The organism is Aeromonas sp. 603079 (assembly GCF_049172135.1).
GTDB classification, from domain to species: Bacteria; Pseudomonadota; Gammaproteobacteria; order Enterobacterales; family Aeromonadaceae; genus Aeromonas; species Aeromonas veronii.
This window is the reverse complement of the sequence record NZ_JAAKPX010000005.1, coordinates 16,779-29,215: the sequence shown is the minus strand read 5'-3', so window position 1 is coordinate 29,215 and position 12,437 is coordinate 16,779. Positions and strand designations below refer to the sequence as shown.

At 46.2% G+C, this 12,437-nt stretch carries 10 protein-coding genes and 1 pseudogene; 9 read left to right on the top strand and 2 right to left on the bottom strand.

The annotated features are described in order from the left end of the window. Window positions 1-161 precede the first annotated feature (161 nt). Window positions 162-1,652, bottom strand: coding sequence for a hypothetical protein (locus tag G5287_RS04455; RefSeq protein ID WP_421230926.1), 1,491 nt, complete (start codon window positions 1,650-1,652; stop codon window positions 162-164). Between the two features lie 237 nt (window positions 1,653-1,889). Here G5287_RS04455 and G5287_RS04450 point away from each other — a divergent pair, with 237 nt between their 5' ends. The 4 genes from G5287_RS04450 to G5287_RS04435 all read left to right on the top strand — a co-directional run bounded on the left by G5287_RS04450 (window position 1,890) and on the right by G5287_RS04435 (window position 5,033). Beyond that, window positions 1,890-2,102: a helix-turn-helix transcriptional regulator gene (locus G5287_RS04450; protein ID WP_021140808.1), complete on the top strand. Its 213-nt coding sequence runs from the start codon at window positions 1,890-1,892 to the stop codon at window positions 2,100-2,102. 13 nt (window positions 2,103-2,115) lie between these two features. Beyond that, on the top strand, window positions 2,116-3,585 hold the full coding sequence (locus G5287_RS04445; protein WP_421230925.1) for a YfjI family protein: 1,470 nt from the start codon (window positions 2,116-2,118) through the stop codon (window positions 3,583-3,585). A gap of 303 nt (window positions 3,586-3,888) precedes the next feature. After that, window positions 3,889-4,560 carry an inovirus Gp2 family protein gene (locus G5287_RS04440; RefSeq protein ID WP_421230924.1) on the top strand — a complete coding sequence of 224 codons (672 nt, stop codon included), beginning with the start codon at window positions 3,889-3,891 and terminating at the stop codon, window positions 4,558-4,560. Between the two features lie 71 nt (window positions 4,561-4,631). After that, window positions 4,632-5,033: an H-NS family nucleoid-associated regulatory protein gene (locus G5287_RS04435; RefSeq protein ID WP_421230923.1), complete on the top strand. Its 402-nt coding sequence runs from the start codon at window positions 4,632-4,634 to the stop codon at window positions 5,031-5,033. Between the two features lie 1,122 nt (window positions 5,034-6,155). Here G5287_RS04435 and G5287_RS04430 read toward each other — a convergent pair. Beyond that, window positions 6,156-7,243 (bottom strand): annotated as a pseudogene (locus G5287_RS04430) (IS3 family transposase). A 299-nt stretch (window positions 7,244-7,542) separates the two neighbouring features. Between G5287_RS04430 and G5287_RS04425 the strand changes: the two are divergent. The 5 genes from G5287_RS04425 to G5287_RS04405 all read left to right on the top strand — a co-directional run bounded on the left by G5287_RS04425 (window position 7,543) and on the right by G5287_RS04405 (window position 12,391). Further along, the gene (locus G5287_RS04425; protein ID WP_421230922.1) at window positions 7,543-7,869 is read left to right on the top strand and encodes a hypothetical protein; all 327 of its coding nucleotides are present in this window, start codon (window positions 7,543-7,545) and stop codon (window positions 7,867-7,869) included. A gap of 329 nt (window positions 7,870-8,198) precedes the next feature. Beyond that, window positions 8,199-8,714, top strand: a complete 516-nt coding sequence (locus tag G5287_RS04420) for a fimbrial protein (protein WP_421230921.1) — start codon at window positions 8,199-8,201, stop codon at window positions 8,712-8,714. 93 nt (window positions 8,715-8,807) lie between these two features. Continuing rightward, window positions 8,808-11,219: a PefC/AfrB family outer membrane usher protein gene (pefC, locus tag G5287_RS04415; RefSeq protein WP_421230920.1), complete on the top strand. Its 2,412-nt coding sequence runs from the start codon at window positions 8,808-8,810 to the stop codon at window positions 11,217-11,219. Further along, window positions 11,212-11,904: a fimbrial chaperone gene (locus G5287_RS04410; RefSeq protein WP_421230919.1), complete on the top strand. Its 693-nt coding sequence runs from the start codon at window positions 11,212-11,214 to the stop codon at window positions 11,902-11,904. The genes pefC and G5287_RS04410 overlap by 8 nt, the downstream gene beginning before the upstream one ends. Then, window positions 11,891-12,391 (top strand): hypothetical protein, encoded by a 501-nt coding sequence (locus G5287_RS04405; RefSeq protein WP_421230918.1) that lies wholly within the window; start codon window positions 11,891-11,893, stop codon window positions 12,389-12,391. Before G5287_RS04410 ends, G5287_RS04405 begins: the two co-directional genes overlap by 14 nt. The last annotated feature ends 46 nt before the right edge of the window (window positions 12,392-12,437 follow it).

Here is a 12,437-nt window from a genome sequence, read left to right as displayed (position 1 = left end):
GATAAGAATTGGTGCTGATCTTAGATCAAGAAAGAACCACTTGGGGTGTTAAATAACTGCAAGTTTAATAGAAGCATGTTGTTGTCAATGGGTAATTATGATTTTTACAAAAAAACAATCTGCTACTCTTGCTATTAGTAGCAAGAGTAGCAGGAAAAGCATCACCATGTGATTACATAACTTCCATTCTTCAAGGGTTTTACAGAGGCCTGGCGACCATTCTTTAAATGAGTTTCAAGCTCATCCTTCGCTTTCACCTTATCGTCAGGGTGTAATTTATCCAAGCTAATTTCCAACTCAGCACGCAGTTTATCTCTTTGTGAGCTGTTAAGTTTTTTCCCAAATTGAACTCTTCCTTGTTGGAAAAAATCTAAATGTTTTTTTATTAGTTTATTCAGTTCTTTATAACCTCTTTCAATCATCCCTGCACTGAAGCCTGCAAAATCAGATGTATAATTGCTATCAGTTTTGTTGCTGTTAAATGTTTTATCTCCATACTTATCTCGTAAGGCAGCAGCCAATAAATCCATACTGTTTTTTAAATTGGAGTTTTTTTCATCTTTCTTCCAAAGTATTTTTACTTTATCATTCTTGTTTGTATATTTTACAAAGTGCTCAGCTATTAAAATTAGGGCGCATAGATAGTTCTTTGCATGACTTTCATTTATACTTTTTAGTGTATCTGCCCTGTGTAGATAACTCACGGTTGGATAATCATCCGTATGCAATCTTGGGATATTGTATTTCTCAACAAGTTCATCTTCAGTTTTAGCTAAACACATGTGAGAAATTATATTCTTTGTCTGTATCACGCTAATATCAGAACGTAAATAGGACATGATTCTATCAAGTTCATTATTTGATAGCATGTTTGAGATATCAATCTGCACAGTCAGTTTAGTTGCTATATCAACATATTCTTGGTTGCGATACTCATGCAGCATCATATAGCTGTCACATAAATTTTCTATGTCATCATTAATTATTATATCTCCATCTATTCTTGATAGTGCGCTTGTTGGTACTTCCACTTGTTGATATGCACATTCAATGCTGTACAAAGGTCGCTCTTCAATGGGGTTAAATAGTCTATAACGACGAACTAACCGAGTGGTCATGCAATTTTTTCTAATGGGGGCGTATTCTTTTTTATAAATATATTGCAACGTGTCGTGATAATATTTTAGTAAGTATGTGCTATCAAACTCAGTTGCAAACATTGCAACTGAGTATCTGTGAGCAATATTGCATTTGAAATTTTGGTTACTCTTACATAACTCTATAACAGTTTTCTTTAAATTGTCCAGTAACTCGTTTTTGTCGTTATTTATGATGTCATCATTGTCGTCCTCCGATTCAATCCCCCACCACCTATTAATGAGGTATCTAATTTCATTTTTAAACTCATCAAAGGGTGGTTTTGTTACAATGTAACATACAACACATAAAATAATGCTCTCAATAGCATAGTCTATGTTCGTGTTCTTTTTAAATAGCTTTAGGATTTCATATCTGACAGATTTACTTAAATTATAAATGCGAGAAACATCTTCGGGATACTGTTTTATAACAGCTAGCCTATAGGCTTCTTGCGCAATAAAGCTTGCGATATCGTTCATTTCATTTTGTTGTAATTTATTAATTAGGGACATAAAACCATCGAGCTCCTATAAATTAAAAATCGCTTAGTTTATATCATGCTCAACTAAAATAACAGGTCATTCAAGAGGTGGCATAGGTGACCCATTATTGGCAAAAAACTAGGGTAATCTCAATCTCGCTCTCTAGTGAAGTCAGAAGATGCATCACGATTTTGCAACATCGACGGCACCTAGATTAGTGCAATCCATGCTCAGACATTTTGTAACCACGATAGATGAGGAGTGCTTATGACTACATCAGTGATAAAACCGGACCGCATACTGCGCATGCATGAAATGAAGCTGCGAGTGGGGATGAGTCGGTCTTGGATCTACGATCGCATAAACCCAAAAAGTCCTAGGTTTGACCCTGGTTTCCCGAGGCCAGTCAGGGTGGGAACTTCGGCGATTGGATGGCGTGAGTCATCGGTAGATATCTGGATCCAGTCCCTGAAAAACTAAACTGAGATCCGTCATGATGAACAATCAAAATCAAGTGGGTGAGTTTCCAGTACAAGTGTTGCCTGAACTATTGCGAAGGCTAATACAGCACATTTATGACGATACACAGGCGCCTATTGGGGTTATTGTCTCAGCTGTTCTAGCAGTCATGTCATTAGCATGTCAAGACTCATTTGATGTGCAACCCAAGGAAAACCTGAGATTTGCTGCATCGTTGTATTTAATCGTGTTGGCTGAATCAGGTGAGCGCAAGTCAGCCGTGGTTCAATTGGTAATGAAAGCTATCTATAAACTTCAGAATGAACTGGATCTGGAATTTATCAAGTCACAAGAGGTCTATCTCAGGGAGTTGGCTTTGTGGCAGATCAAGGAGAAGGCGTTAGGAAAGGCAATTTCTAAAGACGCGGAGAAAGGGCTAGGAACTAAAGAGTTGGAGGAGGCATGGTATCAATGCCAAGAACAAAAACCGATTGCCCCAACTCAAAAGAGGTTAGTGTTATCAGATGTAACCAGTGCCGCCATCAAGCAAGTTCTAGGCAAGGATAGCCCATCGTTAATGCTAGCCTCCGATGAGGCGGGAAGCTTGTTGTCGGGGGAGCTGTTTAGAGACGCCGCTATTAACTCAATGTGGAGTGGACATTCTATCTCAATCGAACGGGTGGCCAGTACCAGACCTAAATTAGTTGATTACCGTTTGGGTTTGATGCTTATGGTTCAGCCTGGGTTATTTAACAGCAGTCTGGAACGCCAAGGGGAGCGTGCTCGTGCTTCCGGTTTTTTGGCTCGGTGTTTGATCTGTGAGCCTCAGTCTACTCAAGGTCAACGATTCCACCTCGACAAATTGCGGTTTCGAGCCCCGGATGCAGTAGATCATTTTCATCAACGTGTTGAGGGTCTTCTGAAGGGAGGATTTAGACGTAGGGAGCGTGGGATCGAGCGTAAATGCTTAAAGCTGACGCCAGAAGCCGCTAGCAGGTGGAATCAACAATATGTGGCTATTGAGCTCAGTATTGGTCCTTTAGGGAAATTGAATCAGTACCGCGACTATGCTTCAAAATTTATGGAGCATGTATCCAGGATTGCTGCGGTTCTGGAGGGGTTTTGCACACCTAACGCCGAGTTTATCTCAGATCAGACAATGTATGCTGCGATTACTATTGCACATTGGTTTTTTGAGCATTTTATTCAACAAATGAAGAAGCTCGATAAAAGTGATGAACCATCTAATGCAGATATTCTGCGTTCTTGGTTAGCTAGAAATGTGGGGGCAAATGGAGGAGCCATTTTCAAAAAGAATGATATTCGTAAGTTTTGTCCGAATAAATTAAGAAGTAAGCAGGCTCTTGATGCTGCATTGAGTGATTTAATCATGAGAGGATGTGTCAGCATTTATAAACAAAATAGAACAACGCTGGTGCATTACCATATGGGGTCATTAATTCCACCGACAAACACTACATTAGGAGGTGATTTTTATTTTTAATAACTTAAGAGTGATTTTTAAAGATAATTTAATCCTTTTTTTAATATATGCCGTGGCCTGTAAGGCCTTAGAGTATTTGTTGTGCAACAAAACAATTCGGTATATGTAATATAGCATGCAAAAGATACCTAATATAACCACTATGAAGTACTCGTAATACGGCCTATAACAGGTTCTATATCATCGCCTAGATATCCCCTCTCTTTTGAGAGGGGAGGATTGAATTTTATTTAAAACACTGATGCACGTTATTGTGTTAGGCACAACATTTTATCAAACACTTAGCATTTAGGAGTGTTCATTATGTATGGCAGAATATTATTAACCAATATGGAATTTGAAGCACTGTTGCAAGAATGCACATCTGGATATGGGCCAATGAACCTGGATTATTTGGTGCGCAGTGTAGAGTTTACAGCTCAATTATTAGCAGAGACTCCTCGAGTCTTTGCTATTCGATGCGATTTAAGGTTCGCAGTGGATACCACTGAATACGATCCGGATCAGCTTATCTTCATGCAGCGCACTGACCCAGCGGTTATCACACGCTTCATGGAATCCCTTAAAAGCCAGATCAAAGCAAACCATAAACGTAACAACCGACGAGGGGAGCCGCGTCTACCTGCTTACATCTGGTGCAGGGAAAAGGACTCATCAGCACACCACCATTACCACGTCATGCTATTCTTCCACAGAGACGATTACGCCTATCTGGGTAACTATTTAGAAAGTGATGGTGATAACATGGGGGTGAGGATACAGAAAGCGTGGTGTAGTGCACTAAGCTTACCGTATCCAGAGCATGCTCACTTGGTTCATTTTCCTCCCAAAGGGACTTATGGACTATTTCGCAATGCGGCAATTAATCGAGATAAAATCTATCACGACTTTCTGTTTCGTCTGGCTTACCTGAGTAAACAGAGTACGAAGGTTATGGATGGGCAACGCAACTTCGGTTGCAGTCAAATACGATAAGACGCTTGAGCACGTCAGTGCTCATTAGTATGCTATAGAACAATCCCTGCGTATTTAATTAAAGGATATCTATGAGTGAATTTCTGAAAGTGCTGTTGAACATCCGTAGTCTGCGAGCAGCACTGCGCGAGTTGTCTCTGGATCAGCTCAAAGAAGCCCACGAGAAAATCGAGCTGATTTATCTGGAACGTTTGGAGGTCGTGGAGAAAGAACAAGCAGCCCAAGCTGAGCACCAGCAAAAGCTCGCCGAGTTTCAAGCGATGTTGGCTCAAGCTGGCATTGACCCGACTGAGTTGGTAGGCAGTGCCCCAGCAGCAGCGACTGCGGCTAAAGCTAAACGAGCACCTCGTCCCCCGAAATACCGTTACGTTGAAAATGGCGTAGAGAAAACCTGGACCGGTCAGGGCCGTACACCCAAGTTCCTAGCTGAGCAACTAGAGCAAGGTCGTCAGCTGGATGACTTCCTCATCTAAATAAACAAGGCCATGTCCTCACGGCATGGCCCTTCTGTTTAAACGCTCCGTGATCCAATGAATGACAGCTCTCGTCGTCATGAACTAAGTACAGCCGGTAATATTACCGCGCTCAGCCAGAATGGCGTCTTTCAGCATGTGCTTTTTAAATGTGGCTGAAAACGCGCGAGAAACAAGATCTCTTCGCACGCCGATACTTTGATACCGTAAAGTGAAACCATGGCCTCACATAACAAGTTTTTATCGTAATAATAAAGGTGTGCTCCTTTTGGTTCTTCCTAAGCGGAAAATAATGTCACACCTTCGAGTTCCAATGAGCATTTATACGTCTATGAAATATTTCATTCGCGTCGGCGGTTCCTCGTTCTGATGACGATGGAGTGTGGTCCCAAAGTGGGCAATGTCATGTGTGAGTTCAGCATTGAGGTACAGCGCCCGTTCGAAAGCCAGGCCGTCTTGCGCAGTTGCGCAAGATCACATTAGGTGGCTTGACATCAAGGCTCTTTGGTGGCCCTCACGTCAAGCATTGCTCGAAGACTCGTGATAGTAAAGCTGGCTAACTACGCGAGCATTGATGGCCACGTAACTCGCGCCTTTTCATTGATGGATTAAGTCCAGGCAATAAAGGTCTGGTCAATGAGCAGATTCTGCTTCAGTTGCATGAGCATATGTTCGTTGTCTGGGACTGTGCGATATCGCCCTGGAGAGCGCACTCTCGATTAAACGATTCACCAGGTGTTCGACATTGGTTGCAAGGTTACAACTCGAACATACTCCTCGCACCTGAGCAGATAACTGAACCAAATCCGATGAACTGCGAGAGTGGGTATATAGACAAATTGGATTTGACCCCACTAACCCAGTAATTGGACGACGAACCAGCAACGGCGATGGTCTAGGAAACAGCTCAAGCTCAAGCCCATAGACTAGTAACAAGATGACGCTGAGGCGATGGCTCTGTGTCCTTTATGCATCTAATTGATGCTTAGACTTCGCTCTGCACGGTCGTGAGCTTCGGGCTTAGCTCGTTTGTCGTATGGCCTGACGATTGCTCAAGAGTGCACAAATGACACAATCCCCTTTGGTAATCCCCCCATTTTTAGGGGCACTTAAAAGTAGAGATCATGCGGCCTGTGCCAGACGCTGTTTCGGCGTGTAGCCTCCCAGTGCCATATTTGGCCGCTCATGGTTATAAACCCACAGCCAGTCCGTGGCAAATTCCTGTAACTCATTCAGTGACTCAAACAGGTAATGGCCCAGCCAGTCGTAACGAACTGTGCGGTTAAATCGCTCAATGTAGGCATTCTACTGTGGGTTACCTAGCTGGATATACCTCAGTGCAATCCACTTCTGCTGCGCCCAGCACTTGAGAGCTTCGCTGATATATTCCGGGCCATTGTCACAACGGATAGCGGCCGGTTTTCCCCGTCACTCGATTACCTGCTCCAGTGCCCGTTTGACTCGCGAGGCAGGCAAGGAAAAATCCACCTCGATGCACAGTGCTTCACGGTTGAAGTCATCGATCACATTAAACAACCGCACCGAGCGACCATCGCTGAGCTGGTCATGCATAAAGTCCATCGACCAACATTGATTCGGTTGGTCAGGGACAGCCAACGGCTCCAGCTTAGCGCGCACTAGCCGCTTCTTGGGTTTTATCCGCAGATTGAGCTCTAGCGCCCGATAGATCCGGTAGACCCGCTTGTGGTTCCAGCCAAAGCCTTTGACATTACGCAGGTACAGAAAGCACAGTCCGAAACCCCAGTTGCGCTGGTTGGCAGTGAGGCGCAGCAGCCAGTCGGCAATCTCCTGGTTTTCATCGGCCAGCACGGGCTGATAGCGATAGCAACCCTCGCTCACCTTGAACACCTGGCAAGCTAGGCGGATAGAAATGGCGTAATGAGCCACTGCCTTGCTCGCCATCGCCCTGCGGGCAGATGGCGTTACCACTTTTTTGCCATTGCCTCGGAGATGATCTCTGCCTTGAGGCGCTCCTCGGCATACATCTTCTTAAGGCGACGATTTTCCTCTTCCAGCTCTTTGAGGCGCGCCATGAGGGAGGCATCCATGCCACCGAATTTGGAGCGCCATTTGTAGAAGGTGGCGGAGCTGATGCCATGTTCATGACAGAGCTCAGGGACGGGTGAACCAGACTCAGCCTGTTTGAGGATGGCGATGATCTGTGCATCGCTAATACGTGATGTTTTCATGTAGAACCTCCTGCATTCACAGTACGGGAACATTCTACTTATGAGCACCTCAGTTTTTTCGGGGGGATTACCCTTTCATCCCAGACAATTGTTCTCCCTGTCGAAAGGATTATTTAGGGGACACAAATAAAAGATATAAAACAGATAAACACGTATTTAAAGGATAAGGGACTCAGCGTATCATTTGATGTAATTGGCGCCAGCAGTGACAAGCGCCAATGTATGCTCCGCGCAACGCACAGAGGCGTTCCGTTCGGGGTCGATTACTGAGCTAAATGCATTCCACAAGGAGGTGTGCAATGAGGCGACGTTCCATTATTACATTTATCGCGTATCTATCATTTGCTGGTGCCAGCGTAGCGGTTCAGGCTCAAGGTCGTACCACAGGAGCCAACCAGTTGCTGTTTGTTGGCTCGGTTGTTCGTCCCATGTGTACCACAAGCAATACAGCGCAAGCGTTAACTCTTTCCTGTCTTAATAATGCATACACGGGCATTGAAATGGAAAGTTATCGCCTTGCATCACTGACAAAGGTGCTTTCCCTTCATTCCAAGTACAAAACAATATCGCTTTCCCCTATTAGAAACAAACCTGGCCTTGCAAGGGTTAGCGTGACATACGATTGATGTGACGAGCGGGGCTTGGTCTGCTCATCACCGACGAAGCCCCGCTCTGGTATCGATATTTTTGACAAATGATAGCAAGGATATCTTGCCCCAACTTGACGCATTATTATCTTCCAATCCTTTCCTATCCAAGCAGCCTTTCGATGTTTCTCACCTGAAACACTTCGGAATTTTCGAACTTTCCCAGCGTAAAAATCAAACACCCGTGTGCACAAAGTGACACTTTTAACATGTACGCCGAGGGCAGAATAGCAACCTCGTTAAGGGCGCCGTGTTGGTGTCTTGCGTCGGGAAGACGCTTTTTTTTAAAAAATAATCATGAGGTTAACATGAAGAAGATTTTTGCTTGCTCTCTGATCGCACTGGGTTGCATGGCTGGTACCGCTCACGCTGGTTCTGGTGAGGTTCGTTTTTTGGGTGCGGTTACCGACACTACCTGTGATCTCCTGCCAGAAGTTGATGGTTCTGTTAACAACCTGGTTCAGCTGGGCACTGCTGGTATCGACGGCAAAGCTGGCCAGAAGACCTTCAAGCTGGTTCTGAACCCGGCTCAACCTGACTGTGCAGCCCTGCCTGATGACCAGGTTGCGACTATCGCCTGGGGTGGCATGTTCAATGAGCAGGGTCTGACCAACCAGTCTGGTCTTGCGACTGATGCGTGGGTCAACATCAAGACTGTAAACGCCACTGGCACCCAAGCTGACATCAACAGCACCAGTCACGCTGCTGATTGGACTGGTGAGGAGCTGAAAGCTAATGGTGCTGAGTTCACTGCCGAGCTGAACGGTGGCAAGGTCCCGGGCGACTTCGCTTCTGCTGCCGCATTCGTTGTTGCTTATAAGTAATCGCGATTAGCAGGAAATAGCCCGGGCGCCAGCTCGGGCTATTTTTATACTTTTTATCGCCCTTGCGCCACATAAGACATATTGGAGGGAGGGATGAGTGTTGTCACGAGAAGCCCTGTTAGTGTATTAGCATTAGCCGTTTCGATTCCTTTTTTTGCAAGTAAAGTGCATGCAGCAGAGTCTGAGTTAAATACTGACTTTCTGCAGGGTGTAACCAGTACACCTGCGATTTTACAGTCGGGTGTGAAATATCCATCTGGCCAGTATTACGTTGATGTGCAGCTGAATGGGCAAACCAACATTCGGGCCTCCTTGGTGATAAGTAAAGAAGACGAGCAATCTGGCAGTGTCTGCTTGTCACCTGAGTGGTTAAAGAGTGGTGGAATTCTTTTCAAGCCGGAAATTTATGCGGATACATTTAACGCCGAGCGTGAATGCTATTCGTTGGAAAAGAATGAGCATACGCGCATCGATTTTGATTACGGTGCTCAGACTGTGGACTTTATTATTCCGCAGGCTTATTTGCTGGATAAATCAGACGCGGCTCTTTGGGATTATGGCATTAATGGCTTCAGACTGACATACAGTGGTAACTTTGACAAAAGCAGTGATGATTCACTCAATGCTTTTGGCAATGCTAGCACTAGCCTAAACTTGGGGCGCTGGGTGCTGTCTAGCAACATGAATGCTACTAAAAACGCATATGGCAGTGATTTCACCACTAATGATTTGACGCTGTCTACAGCTATCAGCGAGGTGCGCGGTGACCTTCTGCTTGGTCGCTCACAGACTCGTTCTGAATTGTTTTCTGATTTCGGTTTTTATGGTGCTGCGCTGCGTTCTAACAGCAATATGCGGCCATGGAGCTCCAGCGGTTATGCTCCCCTTATCACCGGTGTTGCAACCTCGACATCCCGTATCACGATTTCCCAAGGTGGGTATACCATCTATTCCAAGGTTGTTCCTGCTGGGCCGTATCAGCTTAATGATATTTCTCCGGTGAGTAACGGTGACCTGTTGGTGACGGTAGAGGATGACAGTGGGGCGAAAACGAGCACCGTGTATCCTGTTGCGACCTTGCCTTCCTTGCTGCGTCCCGGGGAGTACAACTACAACGTAGCGATTGGCCAAAAGAGTACCAGCAATGCATTAAAGGATGCCTTCTCATCCAATCAAGGCGCTTTCTTGCTGGGGAGTTTTGACTATGGGCTGCCCACTACCACGCTTAACATGGCGACTATTCTGCACGAGAAATATCAGGCAGGCGGAGTTGGTGTGACGCAGTCTCTTGGTCAGTGGGGAGCATTCTCAACAAACGTTAACCTGGCCAAATCAGAATACGATGACAACACGACGGCAGAGGGGGCGAGCTTTGCATTTAAATATGCCAAGAACTTCACCAACCGAACAGACCTGCAGTTGCTGACATACCGCTATCAGAGCTCTGGATATCGTGAGTTTGCCTCTTTCGACTCGAGCAAGCGCAATTACAGTGGTTCAGAAAAAAACCGTTATGAGGCTCGTCTGTCTCATCGTCTAAATAACAATGTGTATCTGAGCTCAGCCTTTTGGCAGCAGTCTTATTGGGACCGGGACCAGGATGCCATTGGTGCAAACGTGTCTGCCAGTACGAGGATGTTTGATGACATCTCGCTCTATGTGAACGGCAGCTACTCGCGTGGTGCGTTTTCCGGTCGTGATGACTATTCAGCGTCTGTGGGGGTGAGCATCCCGTTCAATATTGGCGGGCTCAGGCATTACAACAGCAACAGTGTCGGTTACAGCCGCGGCAGTGGCACCACGTTTAACAGCGGCGTTTCTGCAACGGTCAATGACCGTCTGAACTATAGCCTCAATGCCAACACCAACTCACAGGGCGCAGCTGGCGCAAGTGCATCCGCCAGTTATGCGTTTGATGCAGTGCAAACGAACGTAGCTGTATCCCAAAACCGGGACCGAACCACGCTGTCTGGTAGTCTGTCGGGTTCTGCGATTGTCACTGCCGAGACTGGGTTGCTGCTGACCAAGCAGGCATCGGATACGATTGCCATTGTAAAAATCAAGGACATGCCTGGCGTGACGTTTAATGGCTCTTTGCCAACGAATGAAGATGGCGAAACGGCCGTATTTCTGTCGAGCTATCGTCCAGCCAGCATCAATATCAACACCGAGAACGTGCCGGATGATGCCGAGTTGCTCAACAGTTCGTTTAACGTGGTGCCGACGGAGAAGGCCATCATTTATCGCGAGTTTAACTTCGCCAGTGTGCAGCGCTACATCTTGCGAGTACGTGATGCGAAGGGTGACATCATTACCGGCGGTAACGCAGAGACGGACACCGGAATGAGCGCTGGATTTATATCAAGTAACGGTGTGTTGCTAATGAACCTGCAGACAGAGCCAAAACAGGTAACCGTCACACAAAGTAATGGGCAAAGTTGTAGTATCAATGCTGCCACACTCAAACCCAATTCAAGTTCAGTTCAAGAGGTTCGCTGTGAATAAAATCGTGAAGAACGCAATCGTCGCATCATTAGTCATGAGTATCAGCAATCACGCCATGGCCGCATTTGTTTTGAATGGCACGCGCTTCATTTTTGAGGAGGGAAAGAAGAACCTCTCCTTTGAAGTGACCAATAATGCCGAGCAAACCTATGGTGGTCAGGTCTGGATTGATAACACGACCCAAAGCAAGGATGAGGTCTTCATCGTCCCGGCACCGCCCTTTTTCAAGGTGAAACCGAAGCAAAAGCAAGTTGTTCGCCTGATGAACGTCAACCAATCCCTTCCCAAAGACCGGGAATCGCTGTTTTGGCTGAACGTACAAGAGGTTCCCCCGAAACCAACTCAGGCTGAGGGGAGTGTGCTGGCAATAGCGATGAATACTCAGGTTAAACTGATTTACCGCCCGCAAGCACTGAAAAATGGCCGCAAGGATGCGGAAAAAAAAGTACAGATTGTCAGTCAAAATGGCGATGCCGTCCTGAAAAACCCCACCCCGTATTACTTTGCGGTAGTCGGGCTGAAGCAAAATGGGAAAGAGGTGAAGCTGACACAGCAGCAAGTGACTGCATTGGCACAGCTGGCCCCCTTCTCCGAGGCGTCGCTGGGCCAGGTCTCGTTGAGCAAAGGCATGTCCATTGATGCCATTAACGACTGGGGAGGCATTCAGAACTATGAAATCAATTAAGCAAGTCATCCAGCACATTATCTTATGGTTGGGTATGCTGCTCATTGGCAATGCATCGCTGGCCCAGGCGGCAACTGAAGCGACGGTAACCATCACGGCGACGTTTGTAGCTCCATCCTGCGAGCTTGATGTTCCGGCGACGGTCTATCTGGGGTCGATAAAGAACGGCGCACAGGCTTACAATCCGTTTAGCTTTCAGGTGAATTGCACCACGCCAGCTAATACAGCTGTCTATGCGCAAGCCATTGAGCCCCTGGATGTGGGCTCTGTGGACACCGTGCTCATGGCGGGGTCGGGGGCCAAGTTCTGGCTCAGAGATGAGGTAAGCAATAAAAACATCGCGCTCAATGGCGATAGCAATGAGGCATTTTGTGCAGGGGAAAGCAGTCGAACCTGCACGCTTATCCCCAACACGCTGGTGATGCCAGATAATGCACGAGGAGAGACATCAACCACTATCCGGTTAAATATTCGTTATGGGGCCTGACGTTAGTTGAACTGCCGAGGTCAATAGTTAGAACAGCTGGCACCAA

What these genes read in the sequence shown, in the direction of transcription:
- G5287_RS04440 (WP_421230924.1), top strand. Translation starts at nt 3,889, where the DNA reads ATGTATGGCAGAATATTATTAACCAATATGGAATTTGAAGCACTGTTG.
- G5287_RS04450 (WP_021140808.1), top strand. Translation starts at nt 1,890, where the DNA reads ATGACTACATCAGTGATAAAACCGGACCGCATACTGCGCATGCATGAA.
- pefC (WP_421230920.1), top strand. Translation starts at nt 8,808, where the DNA reads ATGAGTGTTGTCACGAGAAGCCCTGTTAGTGTATTAGCATTAGCCGTT.
- G5287_RS04435 (WP_421230923.1), top strand. Translation starts at nt 4,632, where the DNA reads ATGAGTGAATTTCTGAAAGTGCTGTTGAACATCCGTAGTCTGCGAGCA.
- G5287_RS04445 (WP_421230925.1), top strand. Translation starts at nt 2,116, where the DNA reads ATGATGAACAATCAAAATCAAGTGGGTGAGTTTCCAGTACAAGTGTTG.
- G5287_RS04420 (WP_421230921.1), top strand. Translation starts at nt 8,199, where the DNA reads ATGAAGAAGATTTTTGCTTGCTCTCTGATCGCACTGGGTTGCATGGCT.
- G5287_RS04405 (WP_421230918.1), top strand. Translation starts at nt 11,891, where the DNA reads ATGAAATCAATTAAGCAAGTCATCCAGCACATTATCTTATGGTTGGGT.
- G5287_RS04425 (WP_421230922.1), top strand. Translation starts at nt 7,543, where the DNA reads ATGAGGCGACGTTCCATTATTACATTTATCGCGTATCTATCATTTGCT.
- G5287_RS04455 (WP_421230926.1), bottom strand. Translation starts at nt 1,652, where the DNA reads ATGTCCCTAATTAATAAATTACAACAAAATGAAATGAACGATATCGCA.